Origin of the sequence: Thioalkalivibrio sp. HK1, assembly GCA_000583135.1 — a bacterium.
GTDB lineage: Bacteria > Pseudomonadota > Gammaproteobacteria > HK1 > HK1 > HK1.
The window spans coordinates 50,845-68,336 of the sequence record JFBG01000014.1 but is presented as its reverse complement, the minus strand read 5'-3'; the positions used below and the strand labels follow the sequence as shown (position 1 = coordinate 68,336).

14 protein-coding genes and 1 tRNA gene are annotated in these 17,492 nt (G+C 59.4%); 9 read left to right on the top strand and 6 right to left on the bottom strand.

The genetic code is table 11. The annotated features are described in order from the left end of the window. Positions 1 to 431: 431 nt before the first annotated feature. The 3 genes from rpoD (at position 432) to BF99_RS0105390 (ending at position 3,425) form a co-directional block, all read left to right on the top strand. The gene (rpoD, locus tag BF99_RS21855) at positions 432 to 2,261 is read left to right on the top strand and encodes an RNA polymerase sigma factor RpoD (RefSeq protein ID WP_197019052.1); all 1,830 of its coding nucleotides are present in this window, start codon (positions 432 to 434) and stop codon (positions 2,259 to 2,261) included. 243 nt (positions 2,262 to 2,504) lie between these two features. Beyond that, positions 2,505 to 2,578: transfer RNA gene (locus tag BF99_RS0105395), tRNA-Ile, on the top strand. Between the two features lie 118 nt (positions 2,579 to 2,696). Beyond that, on the top strand, positions 2,697 to 3,425 hold the full coding sequence (locus tag BF99_RS0105390) for a rhomboid family intramembrane serine protease (protein ID WP_231471312.1): 729 nt from the start codon (positions 2,697 to 2,699) through the stop codon (positions 3,423 to 3,425). Positions 3,426 to 3,482: 57 nt separating this feature from the next. Here the strand turns inward: BF99_RS0105390 and zapE are convergent, their stop codons facing one another. From zapE to BF99_RS0105370, 3 genes are all read right to left on the bottom strand, one after another. Then, positions 3,483 to 4,610, bottom strand: coding sequence for a cell division protein ZapE (gene zapE, locus BF99_RS0105385; RefSeq protein ID WP_025770069.1), 1,128 nt, complete (start codon positions 4,608 to 4,610; stop codon positions 3,483 to 3,485). A gap of 164 nt (positions 4,611 to 4,774) precedes the next feature. Then, positions 4,775 to 6,388 carry a gamma-glutamyltransferase family protein gene (locus BF99_RS0105375; protein WP_025770068.1) on the bottom strand — a complete coding sequence of 538 codons (1,614 nt, stop codon included), beginning with the start codon at positions 6,386 to 6,388 and terminating at the stop codon, positions 4,775 to 4,777. Positions 6,389 to 6,530: 142 nt separating this feature from the next. Further along, complete coding sequence (locus BF99_RS0105370; RefSeq protein ID WP_025770067.1) at positions 6,531 to 7,589, bottom strand: tartrate dehydrogenase; 1,059 nt, start codon at positions 7,587 to 7,589, stop codon at positions 6,531 to 6,533. Positions 7,590 to 7,889: 300 nt separating this feature from the next. Here BF99_RS0105370 and BF99_RS0105360 point away from each other — a divergent pair, with 300 nt between their 5' ends. From BF99_RS0105360 to BF99_RS20275, 3 genes are all read left to right on the top strand, one after another. After that, positions 7,890 to 8,393 (top strand): GNAT family N-acetyltransferase, encoded by a 504-nt coding sequence (locus BF99_RS0105360; RefSeq protein WP_025770066.1) that lies wholly within the window; start codon positions 7,890 to 7,892, stop codon positions 8,391 to 8,393. A 144-nt stretch (positions 8,394 to 8,537) separates the two neighbouring features. Then, positions 8,538 to 9,563 (top strand): L,D-transpeptidase family protein, encoded by a 1,026-nt coding sequence (locus tag BF99_RS20280; RefSeq protein WP_025770065.1) that lies wholly within the window; start codon positions 8,538 to 8,540, stop codon positions 9,561 to 9,563. 317 nt (positions 9,564 to 9,880) lie between these two features. Next, positions 9,881 to 10,645, top strand: a complete 765-nt coding sequence (locus BF99_RS20275) for a class I SAM-dependent methyltransferase (RefSeq protein ID WP_038097404.1) — start codon at positions 9,881 to 9,883, stop codon at positions 10,643 to 10,645. Between the two features lie 412 nt (positions 10,646 to 11,057). Here BF99_RS20275 and BF99_RS0105335 read toward each other — a convergent pair whose 3' ends face one another. The 3 genes from BF99_RS0105335 to BF99_RS20270 form a co-directional block, all read right to left on the bottom strand. Continuing rightward, positions 11,058 to 11,357 (bottom strand): Lpp/OprI family alanine-zipper lipoprotein, encoded by a 300-nt coding sequence (locus BF99_RS0105335; protein WP_197019050.1) that lies wholly within the window; start codon positions 11,355 to 11,357, stop codon positions 11,058 to 11,060. A 221-nt stretch (positions 11,358 to 11,578) separates the two neighbouring features. Next, entirely contained in the window at positions 11,579 to 12,082 is a 504-nt protein-coding gene (locus BF99_RS0105325) for a SixA phosphatase family protein (RefSeq protein WP_025770061.1), read from the bottom strand. Between the two features lie 18 nt (positions 12,083 to 12,100). Then, a complete protein-coding gene (locus BF99_RS20270; RefSeq protein WP_231471311.1) occupies positions 12,101 to 13,273 on the bottom strand; it encodes a COX15/CtaA family protein in 1,173 nt (390 codons plus the stop codon). 478 nt (positions 13,274 to 13,751) lie between these two features. Between BF99_RS20270 and cobS the strand changes: the two genes are divergently transcribed. The 3 genes from cobS to BF99_RS0105305 all read left to right on the top strand — a co-directional run bounded on the left by cobS (position 13,752) and on the right by BF99_RS0105305 (position 17,484). Then, positions 13,752 to 14,756 (top strand): cobaltochelatase subunit CobS, encoded by a 1,005-nt coding sequence (gene cobS / locus BF99_RS0105315; RefSeq protein ID WP_025770059.1) that lies wholly within the window; start codon positions 13,752 to 13,754, stop codon positions 14,754 to 14,756. Between the two features lie 133 nt (positions 14,757 to 14,889). Continuing rightward, on the top strand, positions 14,890 to 16,848 hold the full coding sequence (locus tag BF99_RS0105310) for a cobaltochelatase CobT-related protein (RefSeq protein WP_038097402.1): 1,959 nt from the start codon (positions 14,890 to 14,892) through the stop codon (positions 16,846 to 16,848). A gap of 165 nt (positions 16,849 to 17,013) precedes the next feature. Continuing rightward, the gene (locus tag BF99_RS0105305) at positions 17,014 to 17,484 is read left to right on the top strand and encodes a hypothetical protein (RefSeq protein ID WP_025770057.1); all 471 of its coding nucleotides are present in this window, start codon (positions 17,014 to 17,016) and stop codon (positions 17,482 to 17,484) included. Positions 17,485 to 17,492 lie beyond the last annotated feature (8 nt).

Genomic DNA, 17,492 nt, shown 5'->3' with positions numbered 1-17,492 from the left:
CCAAGTCCGCCGAGCCTGCCAAGGCCGCCGAGTCTGCCAAGTCCGCCGAGTCTGCCAAGTCCGCCGAGTCTGCCAAGTCCGCCAAGCCTGCCAAGGCCGCCGAGCCTGCCAAGCCTTCCAAGCCTGCCAAGGCCGCCAAATCCACTAAACCCGCCAAGACCGCCAAGTCATCCGATCGGCGTGAAAAAACGAGCCGAAGCGCTGCCTTGGAAGCGCACAAGGCCGATGCCCGCCCTCCTTCTTCTCCCGCCCCCGTTGCGACCGCTACCGACTCTTCCGCTCCCGCCAAGAAAGAGCGCAAAGCCACCGCCGACAAGGAGCCGAAGACCGAAACGGATACGACCTCCTTCATCGGTTTTTTTGCCCGCAACGAGGAGTCGGCATACAGATTCTTGGGGTTATTGATCGATCTATGCGTGCGCGAAGGGGGAATGCGCTTTGACCGATTGATCGGATCGTTCATGGACAAGCAAGGCGAGGAAAGAGATTCCGAGCAATGGTGGAGGGTCAATTCCTCCAATAAAAACGCCGGCACCAAGGAATACAAGGACCGGGGTTGTCGATGGGTGCAGCTCCTGCAAGACCGGGAAGAAGAGGTGCGGATATATCTGGCCAAGCTGGATGAGATACGCAACCTCCATGCCCGGTGCGTGATCGAGGCCGGGATGCCTCCCGATCGCTTTTTCGATTCTTTCTACGGCAAGGACGGCAAGGAGAAGGGCCGCAGCGACTGGTGGAGGCTCAATCGGAATTATGCTCGTCGCGTGCCCCCCGCCAGTCAGTGGATGGAGGCGTTGAAAGCCAACCAAGAAAGGATCGATCGACATCTGACGATCTTGGACGAGCTGCGTGCCGTCATCGAAAGTGGGAGGCGGATCGAGAAGAAAGCCGGGGAGAGCCTCGATAAGACGATCAGGAAGACGATCGAGAAAGCGATCGAGGAAAAAGCCGAGAAAAAGACCGTCAAGAAGGCCCAAAAGAGTGATCGAGGAGCGGTGGCCAAGGAAAAGAGCGCGAAAAAAACGTCCGGCAAAAAAGCGAGCGGTCAAGTGATTGCCGAGCGCGGCAAAATCATCAAGCAGGTGCTCGATCTCAAATTCAATCCGAAAGTCCGAGAGAGTCGGGAGAGCGCGAAAAAAGAGTTGGAGAATTCGGAGGTCATCAAAGTCGGGGAGAAAATCAGGAGGGATCTGGAAAACCGGAGAACCATCCGAAAGAATTTGGAGGATGATTTCATCGTGGTGGCGGAGGCCGAGCGTTATCTATTCGATATTTGTGTGAGCAAGGGGAAGATGCCTCGCGAGCGTTTTTTCGAGTCGTTCAAAAACAAGGACGGTCGGGAAAGAAATGCCAAGAGCTGGTGGGATACCCAAGCCCGCCGGAGTTATCCATGGGGAGCGCATCTATCGAAAGACAAAGAAGAGGTGATGCGTCGATTGTCGAGATTGGACAGGCTGCGCGAGAAACGGCAGGTGCCGATATCCGCCATCAAGCGAATCCACGCCCGGATGAAAGATGGCGAGCGCAAAGCGCAAGAAGCCAAGGATGAGATGGTGAAAGCCAACTTGCGCTTGGTGATTTCCATCGCCAAGAAATACACCAATCGCGGCTTGCAGTTTCTCGATCTGATCCAAGAGGGGAATATCGGCCTGATGAAGGCGGTGGATAAATTCGAATACCACCGCGGGTTCAAGTTCTCCACTTATGCGACATGGTGGATTCGTCAGGCGATCACCCGTTCGATCGCGGATCAGGCGCGCACCATTCGCGTGCCGGTGCACATGATCGAGACCATCAACAAGATGAAGCGTGTCTCGCGGCAGATCATGCAGGAAAAGGGACGCGAGCCGACCCCGGAGGAGTTGGCCAAGGAGATGGAAATTCCCTTGGAAAAGGTGATCAAGGTTCAAAAGATATCCAAAGATCCGCTCTCTTTGGAGGATCCGGTCGGCGATGACGAGGATTCCCGGCGCGGCGATTTCATCCCCGATCACAATGCCGTCGCCCCCGACGAGGAGGTCGCATCGAGGACATTGAAAGAGGCCTTCGACGAGGTTCTATCCACCCTCTCTCCCAGAGAACAGAAGGTGTTGCGCATGCGCTACGGTATAGGGATGAGCGCCGAACATACTTTGGAGGAGGTCGGCAAACAGTTCAATGTAACGAGAGAGCGTATTCGTCAGATCGAGTCCAAGGCCTTGCGTAAATTGCGTCATCCGAGCCGCTCCGACAAGTTGCAGGGATTTCATGGCGATTCTTGAAGGCCTTGGATGCTTCTATAAAGCCAGGATCGTCATGATCTTGGGGGGATGCTTGTCAAGGAGCGGATCGATACCCTTCGAAAGAAAAGCGAGATCGTTTTTTTGGGTGTGTCGGTTCGACATCGATAGATGATTTCGATTTTCGTCATTGCCGACCCGCCGCCCGAGGGGTATATAATCATCGCCGCTCACCGAGCGGGGAGCGCGCGCCCCGCTTCGGCGATCTTGAAAAACTCGCTATAAGGGCCTGTAGCTCAGTTGGTTAGAGCGGCGGACTCATAATCCGTTGGTCGCAGGTTCGAGTCCTGCCGGGCCCACCGACATTTTTTTAATGGAAGGGTTGTTAGCGCCTATCGGCATCGTTCATCGGCGAAGATATTCGATCTTTCGATGATATGGGGATGATCGATCCTTGATTGGTTTCGATAAGAATCCGTGAAATCAAAGAGGCTCGGGATTCACTATGCGGCCCTCGGCAATCATGATCGAGAGACGGGATCCTTGATACCTTTACACGACGATAATCCGCGATCGATCACGCCGCAGGTCACGCGGGTGCTGGTCGCTCTTTGCGTGCTCGTTTTTCTGTGGCAATCGGGTCTCGACGGTCAGCAATACCGGGATGCGCTATTCAAATTCGGGCTGATCCCGGCGGTGCTGTTCGGTCATGCCTCCTTGCCTTCGCACCTCGATGCCATATCCCCGATGGCCACCATCATCACCTCGATGTTCATGCACGGTGGTTGGTTGCATCTTCTGGGCAATATGCTTTGTTTATGGACCTTCGGCGACAATATCGAAGATGAAATGGGGCATCGGAGGTTTCTCTTTTTCTATATCGTTTGCGGGGTGGCGGCGGCCCTTGCCCAAGCCCTGCCGGATCAGACATCGGTGATTCCGATGATCGGAGCCAGCGGGGCGATTTCCGGGATCATGGGAGCCTATCTCAGGCTCTATCCGACGATGAGAGTCAGGGTGTTGATCCCCCTCGGCGTCGTCTTTTTCATGCGCGAACTGCCGGCTTATGTCGTTTTGGGCGTCTGGTTTTTGATCCAGATATTGGGTTCGGCCACGGCCGATGGGCAAGGGGGTATCGCCTTCGGAGCGCATATCGGAGGCTTTGCCGCAGGCCTGCTGCTGGTGCGCTATTTCATGCGGCGATGAAGCGATAGTCTTGCCTCGATGATCGTCGCTTGCGATCGTCGATGGCCATATCGAGTTTTAGGGGATATGTCCGCGCCTTAGGTAGTGTGTCGATTGCATCTCGATCAGGCGCGATCGAGTGCGCTGAAAAAGCCATTCCAAGCGCGTTCCCGAATAGAGATGGTTCGTCGGTACCGCGGCTTCGATGATCAAGTTGACGTTTCGATCGTAAATCTCGTCGACGAGATGGATGAAGCGCCTCAAGGCATCGGCTCGATATTCATCGTCGAAGGCGGGTACGCCGCCGAGCATGATCGTATGGTAACGGCGAGCGATTTCGATATAGTCGCTCACCGAACGCGGCCCCTCGCATAAGTAGGAGAATTCGAACCATGCGATCCCCTCGGCATGGCGCAAGACGGGGATCTCCCGGCCGAGGATGCAAAGATTCCCGCCCTCGACGATCGGGGGCGAGGCCAGATCGTGAAAACGCTTCTCGAGTGCCTCTTCGTGATCGAGATCGGATGAGAGATACCAGATGCCGCCTTGTTCCAAGGCCCGCAATCGATAATCGATGGCTCCTTGTAGATGGACCACCTCCATGAATCGCTCGATCAGATCGATCGCGGGCAAGAATCGCTCACGTTGCAAGCCCCCGGCATAGAGATTCGAGGGATGGATATTCGAGGTGGCGACGAGGATCACCCGGCGTTCGAAGAGGATCTCGAGCAGCCGGCTCAAGATCATCGCATCGGCGATATCGGCGACATGGAATTCATCGAGGCAGATCACTTGCGCGCGCTCGGCGATCCCCTCGGCGACGATCTCCAAGGGATCTTCCAGATCGCCAAGGCCGTGGCGTTCGTCGTGGATGCGCTGCATGAATCGATGGAAATGGATGCGCCATTTCCGCTCGATATCCAAGCCGGAAAAAAAGAGATTGACGAGGTGGGTCTTTCCGACCCCGGTGCCACCCCAGATATACAGCCCCTTCGGTTGGCCGGAGATCGCCTTTGCCTCCTCGCCGCCGACGAGATGCCGCATCCACCGACGAAAAGAATCGAGACCGCTTCGAGTCGGTTCGGATTGCGCCTGCAAGAGGCTTAGATGCAGGCGATCGAGGGATTCCACCATCCGGTATTGGCTCGGATCCGCTTGCAGGCGCCCGCTCATCACCTCGCTGTGATAGCGCTCGAGCGGAGTCATCGTTCGTCGGCGATCATGCCCGGGCCGGGGCGGGGCTCTCGATGGCCTCGAGGATTTGCGGATCCTTTAGGTCTCGGGATCATCGTTTTCGCTCGAGGCCATGATCCGGTATCCGTCTCGTCGCCCTTCGAGGAAAGCATCGAATCCCCTTTTTTCGAAGGGCCTTACCAAGCGGCGACGGTTCCGTCGGCGCGGGGCTCGGTGCCCCCGGCGAGGGCTCCCGAAGCCAAGCGGCGGATGATTTGTCCGCGCCCGAAATCGAGGCTGTGATCCTCGACCTCGACCCGATGGCCTCGCTTTTCGAGGCCTTCGATGACTCGGGGGTCGGTTTGCGCCTCGACCATGACCCGATCGCCCTCGGCTATCCGCCAGCGCCGGGAGTCGAGCGCGGCTTGAGGATCGAGTCCGTGGTCGATCATCGCGCTGATCACCTGCAGATGACCTTGCGGCTGCATTTCCCCGCCCATGACCCCGAAGGGCCCCACCGCTTCCCCGCCTCGGGTCAAAAAGCCGGGAATGATGGTATGGCGAGGGCGCTTGCCCCCGGCGGCTTCGTTGGGATGCCCGGCCTCGAGGCTGAAGCAGGCGGCGCGGTTTTGCAGCGAGATGCCGGTTTGCGGAATCACCACCCCGGATCCGAAACCCAGATAATTCGATTGGATGAGGCTGACCATCATGCCCGCTCGATCCGCAGCGCAAAGATAGACCGTTCCCCCCGAGGGCGGCATTCCCGGTCCGTGATCCCCGGCGCGCTCGGTGATGCGATCCCTTCGCCGGGCGAGGTAGGAGGGGTCGAGCAGGCCTTGCACCGGCACCTTCGAAAAATGCGGATCGGCGACATGGCGGTAGGCATCGGCGAAGGCGAGTTTCATGGCCTCGATCTGATAGTGCCAACACGCCTCGCTACCCGGGGGCGAGGTGTGCATCGGGGTGCCGGCGACGATCCCCAAGGCCTGCAAGGCGGCGATCCCCTGTCCGTTCGGGGGAATTTCCCAGATTTCGTGATCGCGATAGGCGATCGATATCGGCTCCACCCACTCGCAATGGAAGCCGGAAAGGTCGCTCTCGTCGAGCATCGCCCCGCTCGAGCGGGCATGTTCGGCGATTCGCTGGGCGATTTCCCCTTCGTAGAAATCCCGGACCCCTTGCGAGGCGAGACGGCGCAGGGTTCGGGCATGGTCCGGGCTGCGCCAGATCTCCCCCGCCACCGGACTGCGACCGTCGGGGAGAAAAATACGCTCCCATTCGGCGAAGGCGGGGTCGCCCTTGCCCTCGAAAAGCGCCCGAGCGTCATGCCATAGACGAGCGATGACCGGGGATACGGGAAATCCCTCCTCCGCCAGACGAATGGCGGGGGCGAAGAGGGAATCGAAAGGGGCGCTTCCGAAACGCTCGTGCAGCATCCTCCATGTATCGGGGGCTCCGGGAATGGAAACGCTCGTCCAACCCCGCTCGGGGAAGGTCGTTGCGCCCGCCTCTCGCAAGGATTCGGCCGATAGACGGCGAGGAGCGGGCCCCGAGCCGTTGATCCCGTGGATCCCTCGACCATCGTGGACGATGGCGAAGGCGTCGCTGCCGATACCGTTGGAGGTCGGCTCGACCACGGTCAAGGCGATGGCGGTGGCGATGGCGGCATCCACGGCGTTGCCGCCGGCTTGCAAGATGCCAAGACCGGCCTGAGCCGCCAAGGCTTGGCTGGTGGCGACCATCCCATTGCTTGCCAGCGCCATGCTCCTTCCGGAACGGGGGCCGGGGAGCCTTTCGGATTCGTGGTTCATGATATCTCCGAAGAAGAAAAAAGCCGTGCAAAGATTCGGGTAAGCGAGATCTTATGGCCAAGCGCGGCCGAGGCGACCGGGAAAAAGGATTTTTCAGTCATCGCATCGAGCGAAGCGAGCGCTCACTCGCTCACTCACTCCCTCATTCGATGGCCTCGGCGATACGTTTGCCCAAGATCGTGGTGGTCGCCTCTCCGCCCATATCGGGGGTGAGGAATTCCCCTTCCTCGAGGACCCTCTCGATGGCCCGGTCGATGGCCGAAGCGGCGCCATCGCAGCCTAAATGTCGCAGCATCATCGCCCCCGAGGCGATTTGCCCGATGGGATTGGCGATCCCCCGACCGGCGATATCCGGTGCGGATCCATGGACCGGCTCGAACATCGAGGGATATTCACGCTCGGGGTTGATATTGGCCGAAGCCGCGATGCCGATGGTCCCGGCCACCGCCGGCCCCAGATCCGAAAGGATATCCCCGAAGAGATTGCTGCCCACGACCACATCGAAGGAGCCCGGGCGGAGCACGAAATGCGCCGCCAGGATATCGATATGATATTGATCCGTGCGCACCTGCGGATACTTTGCGGCCATCGCCGCGAAACGCTCGTCCCAATAGGGCATGGTATGTTTGATGCCGTTCGATTTGGTGGCGGAGGTGAGGTGTTTGGCGGGGCGTTTCGATGCCAACTCGAAGGCGTAGCGCAAGATGCGATCGGTGCCGCGTCGGGTGAAAACGCTTTCTTGCATGACCATTTCATCCTCGGTTCCGGCATTGATCCGACCGCCGATATCCGAGTATTCGCCTTCGTTGTTCTCGCGCACGACCACGAAGTCGATATCCCCGGCTTGCGTTGCGCGCAACGGGGATTGCACTCCGGGCAACAGGCGTACCGGCCGCAATGCGACATATTGTCGAAAGGTGCGCCGGATGGGGATCAGCAGCCCCCACAGGGAGACATGATCGGGAACGCCGGGAAATCCCACCGCTCCTAAGAAAATGGCGTCGAAATCGCGCAGGATATCGAGTCCGTCCGGCGGCATCATGCGGCCGCTGTCGATGAAGGTTTCGCAGCTCCAAGGAAATGTTCGGAACTCGAATTCGATATCGTATCGCTTGCCCGCCGCTTCCAAGGCACGTATCCCCTCGGGGATCACTTCCTTGCCGATCCCGTCGCCGGGGATGACCGCAATCCTTCGGGGCATCGTCGCCTCCCGTTTCGCCTGTGGATGTTTCGGATGGAATGCTTTCGACTTCGAGTGAGCGTAAGAGCGTAAGGAGGGTATCGCGCGCTTTTGGCGAACCGAGCCTTGAAAGGGCACCGATCCGCTCGCCCGCTCGAGGTATTTTTCGAAAAGACTCGGGGCAATGGTAAGGGTTGCGGATTCGTCCATCGGTTTTTTCGGATTTCGCGCCCGTCGATCATCGAAAATTCGGTTGTCGATGCATCGCTTTTTGATCGAGAATTCCCCCCTTCGCCATCATGAAATCGAGGAGGTGCCATCGTGAGCCAAGACTCGACCATCGAAGTATCCGACTCCTCCTTTTCCGATCCGGACGAGGCGGGGGATCGTTCCGGGATTTCGATCGATATCCACGATTACAACGAAGCCGCCGAAGCCATCAAAGCCGTACGGCATACGGTCTTCACCTTGGAGCAAGGGGTCTCGGTCGACGAGGATATCGATGGCTTGGACGATCGATGCGTGCAGATCCTTGCCTGCGCCGGATCGACGGCGGTGGGGACCGCTCGCATGCTTCCCGATGCCCATATCGGACGGATCGCGGTGCTCGCTCCTTGGCGGGGTCGGGGGATCGGCGCTCGCATGGTTCGTCTGCTGTTGAGGGTGGCCCGCGACAAGGGGCACTCCTCTTGTTATCTCCACGCCCAGACCCATGCGATCGGTTTTTACGAAGGACTCGGATTCGAAGCCGTCGGCGATGAATTCCTCGATGCGGGGATTGCCCATCGAGGGATGATTTATCGCTTTCGAGCATCGGATCGTTGAAATCGAGCATTTTGGAATATCGCCGATGTCGTCGGATCGCTCGCGCGATATCGCGGATCATCGGATCGGGCGAATGCGTATACTTGGCCAAGAGTCGGTGGCGCACTTTGTCGTCGGACGGATCGTGTAAGGGAGCATCGGATAATGAGAAGTGCGAACGGGCAAGCATTCGAAGCGATCTCGATGGTGATCGTTTCGGCGGCGATCATGCTGACGATGATCGGAATGAGAAGCGTCGGGGCGACGGTTGCCGTCGATGAAACCACCGAATCCGAGCCCGCATGGGGAGTGGTCAACGCTTGGGATCTCCCCGAGGGCGATCAATCCGTGATCGGCGAGACCTCGATCCATAGCGCCCGTTATGAGGATACCCTGCTCGATATCGCGCGCCGTTTCGGCATGGGACTCGAAGAGATCAAGCTCGCCAATCCCGGGGTGGATTTATGGATCCCCGGCGAGGGCACTCCGGTTCAGCTGCCGGTGCACTTCGTTTTGCCGAACGCTCCGCGGCGGGGGTTGGTCATCAATGTCCCCGAGATGCGCATCTACCATTATTCCAAGGATGGAAAATCCGTGCGCACCTTCCCGATCAGCATCGGTCGGGTCGGGTGGGAGACCCCGTTGGGCGAGACCACCGTGACTCGCAAGAAGGCGAGCCCGAACTGGTATCCGCCGAAATCCATCCGCGACGAGCATGCCGCCAGAGGGGATATCCTGCCCAAGGTCGTGCGCGCCGGGCCCGACAATCCTTTGGGTAGCCATGCGGTCTATCTCGGGTTGCCCGCCTACTTGATCCACGGAACCAACCGCCCTTTCAGTATCGGGATGCGGGTCAGCCACGGATGCATCCGCCTCTATCCCGAGGATATCCCCGAGTTATATGCCCTTGCCGAAAAGGGGATGCCCGTCAACCTCGTCAATCAAAGGGTGAAGATGGGCTGGCGAGGGGATCGGCTCTATATGGAAGTCCATCCGGAGGCCAAGGTGGACGAAGCCCAAGCGAAACCCGATCTCTCGGAGGCCGTCGAGGCCCTGCATCGCTTGCTGCCGAAGGGGATGGCATCTCTCGAAGTGGATTGGGATTTGGTACGAAGAAGCTTGATATTGGCGAACGGAACCCCGGTTTCGATCGGATTTCGCCCGCCGGCCGAAGAAGATGGGGTCTCCTGATATCTGCTTGATATCCCTTTTTTCGGCGTTTGCGGTGCTATGAATATCGATCGATAAAGAGCCTTCTTCTTCTTCGGTGCGCTTTCGAAAAAAGATCGAGAAGGAAGAATGGAGGAAGTCCTTCGGCGAGCCCGAAAGTTGCGCTCGTTCACGCCAAGCGGGCGAGGGTGTCGGCGGCCTTGGCGCGACTCCATCGTTTTTCGCCATCGACCCTTGGAGGGCTAGGGGGCGGCGTTTTTTTGCGCCGATCTTCGGGTTATTTCCCGATCGTCGAAAGGTGGCGTCGTCGCCTAGCCCAGATTGGCGAGGATCTATCGATGATCGATGAGCTGCCGGCCGCCTTTTTCGACGTGCATCGCGATCTGCCGCGCCAAGGGCCGGGCGATAGCATGGCCACCCGTCGAGCCTTGGCGGCGTGCGGTTCGCTCGGCCCCCATCCGGCGGTGCTCGATATCGGCTGCGGACCCGGGGCGCAGACCCTCGTGCTCGCCGAGTCCCTTCCCGGGGCGCAGATCACCGCGATCGACACCCATCGACCCTATCTCGATGCCCTCGAGATGCGCACCGCCCGGGCCGGTCTTTCGGATCGTATCTCGCCCATCGATATGTCCATGGAGGACATGCCCTTCGCCGATGCTTCCTTCGATTTGATATGGGCGGAAGGGTCCGCTTATATTATGGGCTTTGCCGACGCCGTGGCGGCGTGGAAGCGACTGCTCAAGCCCGCAGGCTGTCTTGCGGTTTCGGAACTTGTGTGGCTGACCGACGATAGACCGCCGGATATCGCCGCCTTTTTCGGTGAGGAATATCCGGATATGACCGATCGGGCGGGGGCGGCCGAGCGCATTTTAGCGGCCGGCTATCGATTGATCGATCACTTCACTGTGGCCGACAGCGCTTGGTGGGAGCCGTACTACACCCCGCTTCTTGCGCGATTGCCCGCTCTCGAAGAAAAATATGCGAAGGATGAGGCGGGTTTGGCGGTGATCGCCGCCGAGCGCCGGGAGATCGAGATGCGTCGTCGATTCTCAAACGTTTACGGTTATGAGTTCTATATCGCTCGCAACGAGAAAATCGATTGATCGCCGATGCTTGATAGATAGAGCGTGCGTTTTTTTCGATCGACGATCGAGCGATCCGAGGATTCCCTCCGACGGTTCGAGCGGCTCTTGACTTTAAAAAACGATGCCGCCACGAGGGTGGCGGCATTGTCGGGCAACGATACGAAGACCGAATTTCCGGCAAAAGAATGGCATCTACAAAAAACCGATCTTCGATCCGATAGGACGCCATTCAATCGAAAGAGCGGCCGAATAAGGTGGCCGCACCGAGAATCGAAAGTCGGATTCTTTCGACCTAACGTCCGATCACCGCCCGCCTCGTCGGTTCCTCCACCGAGTGCGAAGGCAGGCAAGACTTCGATGATCGCTCGTTCGGCTTTCTCTCTTTACGTCCTCTCTTTACGTCGGAATTTCAAGATTCAAGATCGGCGAATCACTTCATCATCGCTTTTTCGAACATCCGCTCGATTTTTTCGCTGCTGGTTTGAGCGCTTTGGGCGACACCGAGCGCTTTGCTGGCGGTGCCACCGGCTTTGCTGGCAGCGGCCCTCGCTTGAGCGGCTTCCCTCTCGGCGGCGGCGATATCCCGCTCGGCCATGGTGATATCTTCCATCAAGCCCTCGACTTGGCTTTCGAGCATCTTGACTTGTTCGATAGAGGCGCAGCCCGCCCCCAAGGTCAGCAGCGTCGCAGCGCACGCGGTGGCAGCCCACCGGGGAATTCTGGTTTGCACGTGAAGTCTCCTTCGCATTGAATCAGTGGAATCGGCACGGAACTGCCGCCAACCCCGGACAGGGACAATGCCCGGCGCTCGGGTTGGGGACTATATTACCACGTCGCGACCGAAACCAAACCGAAACCAACGAGCGATTCCCGTTCTTCCTTTCGATTTCATCGGGCTCGGTCGAACGATCGATGAGAATCGGGCGTTGGACGAGCCTCGGGATTTTTCGATCAATCCTCGAGTTCGCGCCCTCGCACCCGATCGAGCAATGTAGCGCAGGCGGGTTCGAGGGGATCGATGCGCGCAAGCCTCAACCGCGCCAAAGTCGCCGTCGGCAGCAGTTTGGTCTTTTTCGGCACGGCATCTACGAGATGGACGAGCAGATCTTCGAGCCCCGGGTTATGACCGAGGATCATCAGCCGCTGCGTCCCCTGATGTGCATGTCGCCCCGGCAGGGTGAGCAGATAGTCGAGTTCGGCTCCGTAGATCTTCGGATCGAAGAGAACGCCGGCTTGCGAGCGCCCCGCCCCTTGCGTGATCCGATCCAGAGTTTGCACGGTACGCACCGCGCTCGAGCATAGAATCGTATCCGGCCACCAGCCGGATCGTTCGAGATGGCGCCCCATCTTGAGCGCCTCTTTGCGTCCTCGCTCCGAGAGCGGACGCTCGAAATCCACCGAGGTCGATGCCTCCCAAGTGGCTTTGGCGTGGCGCAGGATCAGCAGTTCGTACATCGTCGATTCACCCCGACATCATGCCGGATGCTCGGATGATCCCGGGAGAAAGTGGATCAAGGCCACGAGGCCGCTCAATAAAAGGATGGCTCCGAATTGATGGGCGGCGGCGACGGCGATGGGGACATGGAGCAGCAAGGTGGAAATCCCCAATCCCGCTTGCAGCAAGGCCATCAGCAGGCAGGCGTGGGCCATCGAGCGGACCTTGCGGCGACCTTCGATTCCGACGATCGCCACCCATGCCCCGGCGATCGACAAGACGGTGAGCATCGCCAGCCAGCGATGGACGAACTGGGCGGCGACCGGATTCTCCCAAAGATTATTCCACCACGGGGAGAGATCGAGGATCCCCGGCGGGATCCAAAATGCCCCCATCTTCGGAAATGTCGGATAGACCAACCCGGCATCGAGGCCGGCGACGATGGCTCCGACGATCAAGGTCGCAAAGACCATCACTGTTGCGGCGATCGTCAAGCGCCGAGCGAGTGCGGTCTTCGGCGCGAACCCAGGTGAGAAACCCAAGCCCCTCGAAGTCCCTGCGGGGGTGGCCGATCGCGTCCTCGAAAGGGCGCTTGCTTGCGGGGCGAGGATTCGCAATCCCGACGCCAAGAGCCCGACCAAGATGGCGGCGGCCAATCCGAGGTGTGCCGCCAAGCGCAAGGGGCTGACCCGAGGCTCGTCCACCAACCCGCTTTTCACCATATACCAGCCGAGGAATCCTTGCGCGGCGCCGAGCACGAACAAACCCGAGATCGGCAAGATCATCCCCGGGGGGATTGCCCGACGCACGAGAAAAAAGAGGAAGGGAAGGGCGAAGGCGAGGCCGAGAGCGCGACCGAGTAGCCGGTGCGCATATTCCATCCAGAAGATGCCCTTGAAATCCTCCAAGGACATGCCGCGATTGATCAATCGGTACTCGGGGGAGGCGCGATAGGCATCGAATTCGATCTGCCAAGCGTGATCGCCGATCGGGGGGATCGTCCCCGAGATCGGCTCCCACCGGACCATCGACAAGCCGGATCCGGTCAGGCGGGTCAGCCCCCCGACGACGACCATCACGCTGACGAGGCCGGCGCAGACTATCAGCCACCAACCGACGGCCCGCACGAGGCGATCTCGCTTGTCCTTCGCCTCGATATGGGCTCCATATCGTGCATCGGGGCCGAAAGAATCGATGGAGGAGGTGGTCAAGGCGATCCTTCTTCCGATGAGGGGTAAAAAAGCGTTTTCGCGCTTTCCGGCGCTTTTCGGCAACGATGCGATCCAAGCGATGAATCGGTATCGAGGCAATGATAATGCCTTCCTTCGGGGCCTGTCATCGATCGCTCGATGATTCGACCGATCGTGCAAGGCCGCGGGTGGCGGATGAAGATCGGGAGTGTCAAGGAAATCCACCGGGAATTCGAAAAAAGACCCCCGAAAAAAAGTTCGTCTTCCAAGCGATATCGAGATCCGTTCGATCCCCTGCACCATCGTCTTTCGCAAAGGCATCGCGCATCGTCGCCTTCGGCGATCCATGGATGCGCCGAGGGCTCTTTGCCTTTATTCTTAAGGGATCGGGGACGGGGTGTCGTTTTATCCACGCACCGATACTTCGGATCTTTTCCGACAAGCCTTCCAAATTCTTGCAGTGTCGACCGACACTTATCCAAAGCGAGCCGAAAAATCCATGTCATCGACGACCCCTTCCACTTCGCTATCCACCCCTCGGCATCTGCCGGATACCAAGGTCTCGGTGCGCCGGGCCTTCAATATCGATAGCGATCTCGAAGTGCCGGCCTTCAGCGAAGCCACCGAACATGTTCCCAATGTGGACAGCGCCTATCGTTTCGATCCCGATACCACGCTTGCCATCCTCGCCGGTTTCGCCCATAACCGCCGCGTGCTGATTCAGGGATATCACGGCACCGGTAAATCCACCCATATCGAGCAGGTCGCGGCAAGGCTCAACTGGCCTTGCATTCGCATCAATCTCGATAGCCATATCAGCCGTATCGATTTGGTGGGCAAGGATGCCATCGTGCTGCGAGACGGCAAGCAGGTAACCGAATTTCGCGAGGGCATTCTTCCTTGGGCCTATCAGCACGCCTGCGCCTTAGTCTTCGATGAATACGATGCCGGTCGGCCGGATGTGATGTTCGTCATCCAGCGAGTTTTGGAGGCCGAGGGTCGTCTCACCCTCCTCGATCAATCGCGGGTGCTGCATCCCCATGCCGCCTTTCGCCTCTTCGCCACCTCCAATACCGTCGGCTTGGGCGATACCACCGGGCTCTATCACGGAACCCAGCAGATCAATCAGGGACAGATGGATCGTTGGAGTCTGGTTGCGACCCTCAATTACCTGCGCCATGAAGCGGAGTGCGATATCGTCATCGCCAAGGCTCCGGAATACGACAACCCCGAGGGCCGCGAACAGGTCGCAGCGATGGTCGAACTCGCCGCGCTCACCCGATCGGGTTTTGCCGCCGGGGATGTGTCGACGGTCATGAGTCCGCGGACCGTGATCACATGGGCGCAGAACGTTCGCATTTTCGCAGGGAGTATGGATTTCGCTTTCCGGCTGACCTTCCTCAATAAATGCGACGAAGTGGAGCGTCCGATCTTCGCCGAGTACTACCAGCGTTGCTTCGATACCGAGCTTGCGGAGACCGGTGTCGAGGCCAAGTTGAATTGAAATCACCGAGCCCGATGCATCGGACCGACCCTTGGCCGCCGAGGATCGTATCGCTCGCGGATTTCCTTGGCGCCACCGGCTCGGCGCCGGATGCGATTTTGCCGAAGAACAAAATTCCCACCGATTATTTGCCATGAGCACGAAAGTCAAGCAGCGCTCGAATCGGGTTCGCGCCGTCGATCCCAAAAAGGATGATCGACTCGATGAATTCCGGCGATCGGCGTCGGCCGCGGTGCGGGCGCTGGGGCAAAACCCGGCCCTCGAGGTCGAGTACGCAGGCGAGAGCGGCGGTGGTCGAGGCGGATCCGCCAAGGATCGAACCGCTTCGGGAACCGTGGTCAGGATCGATCGCCTCGATGCCTCGTTGCCCCGGGATCAAGTGGAGCGGGCTCGAGGGCAGGCTGATTCCCAAGCCTTGAAGGAGCGCCATCACGATTCGGCTCTCCATGCCCGCCGCTTGCCCGCAGCCCCTCCGGCTCGCCGTATCTACGATGCCTTGGAAAAGGCTCGGTACGAGTGCATCGGGGCGCGCTCGATGGCCGGGGTCGCCGTCAACTTGGATGCCGCGTTGGCCTTTCACCTTCGCAAGCTGGAATCGGAGGGTGCGCCGGAGGCCACCGCCGAAAGCGATCGTTTGCCCGCCGATGAAATGATCGCCTTGTTGGCGCGAGAGGCGATGCTCGGCCGGCCCTTGGCCGCCTCCGCCGCCTTCGCCGATTCCGATCGCTGCCTTGCGAAGTGGCGCGCCCGTATCGACTCCTTGGCCGAGATCGATCTCGCCTCCCTTGCGGATCATGTCGACGATCAGGCAGCTTATGCCAAGGAGATGCGCCGGCTGCTGTTGGGATTGGGATTCCCCGAGGAGCAGGTCGATCCGCCGCAGGATCGAAGCGAGGAAGACTCGGACGAGGATCAATCCGGGGCGCAGGAGGAAGGCGATGCCGGCGAAGGCGATGCGCAGTCGCTTCCCGGCGGGGATGAGAGCCTGGAGGCGGGCGATGCCGGCCAAGATGAGGGGGAAGAGGGGCAGGCGGATATCGCCGAGATCGGGGATATCGATCTCGACGAGGAGGGTAGCGGGGATGCCGGCGAAGCCCTCCTTCCATCGCCGCCCGCGGCGAACCGGAATTCATCGGAGGACTATCACGCCTACTGCACCGATTTCGATGAAATCGTCGATGCCTCCAAGCTTTGCGAGACCGATGAACTCACCCGGCTTCGCTCCACCCTCGATCAGCAGCTGACGCACCTGCAAAGCGTCATCGGCAAGCTCGCCAACCGCCTTCAGCGTCGATTGCTGGCGCGTCAGGTGCGTTCTTGGCAGTTCGATCTGGAAGAGGGCTATCTCGATACCGCCCGCTTGGCCCGGATCGTTGCCAACCCCGCCCATTCCCTGTCCTACAAGATCGAGACCGAGACGGGTTTTCGCGATACGGTGGTCAGTTTGCTGATCGACAACTCCGGTTCGATGCGTGGGCGGCCGATCATGGTGGCGGCGATGAGCGCGGATATCCTCGCCCGGACCCTCGAGCGCTGCGGGGTCAAAGTGGAAATTTTGGGGTTCACGACCTGCGCATGGAAGGGAGGGCAATCCCGCGAGCGCTGGCTTGCGCAGGGCAAGAGGCGCAATGCGGGGCGACTCAACGATCTGCGTCACATCATCTACAAATCCGCAAGTCAACCATGGCGTCGGGCGAGGCGCAATTTGGGGTTGATGCTGCGAGAGGGATTGCTCAAGGAAAATATCGACGGCGAATCCTTGGAATGGGCCCATAGGCGCTTGCTGGATTGCCCCGAGCAGCGGCGGATCTTGATGGTCATCAGCGACGGAGCCCCGGTGGACGATTCCACCCTCTCGGTCAATTCGAGCAACTATCTGGAGCGGCATCTGCGTCAGGTGATCGAGCGCATCGAGAGCCAAAATACGGTGGAGCTCCTGGCCATCGGGATCGGCCACGATGTCACCCGCTATTATCGAAGGGCGGTGACCTTGGTCGATGCCGAGCAGCTCGGGGGGACGGTGATGGAGCAGCTGGCGGATCTTTTCGATTCCGACCGCCCGCCGTCGTCGAAAAGAAAGACCAAGCGTTGAAAAGCGCCCTCGCTCGGTATTCATGGAGCGATCGTCGAAGGCCTATCGACCATGTCCGGTGCCGAGCCTCGTCTCATGCACCGTCGATGAGTGACTTAAGAGGCGGGCATCGGATCGGGCATCGCAAAAAGGAAACGAAAAGAAGCGGTGTAGACTGCGAACGCCATGTCCGATCCCTCTTTCACTTCCGTGCCGCCGAACCCGGTATCCGAGCCCCCGAACGCTTCTCGTCGTCGGATGTCGCCTTTCGATCTTCGTCGCCCGCTGTTGATGGCAGGGGTGCCCTTCCTCTTCGCCTTCGGTTTGGGGGCGGGGCTTTTCGATGGAGTGGGATCCTTCGGTCTTCGGGTGTTGGATATCTACGCCCAATCGCAGCTTGCGATCTTCGGGGCCTCGGGGCATGTCATCGACGGCCGTGCGCAATATGCAACGTTGGTCGAGGACGGGATATCGGGCGAGAATTTCGAAGCGGCATTGAATGCGATGGAGGGGATTCATTTCGAGCGCAAGATGGATCTTGCACATTGGTATGTGGTATCGACGGTCCCCGGGGATAGTCGATCCGTCGATGCTTTGGAGTCGGCCTCCTTCGTTCGCCTCGTGATCCCCAACCGGGGTTTGTGGTTTTGCGGTTGATAGCGACC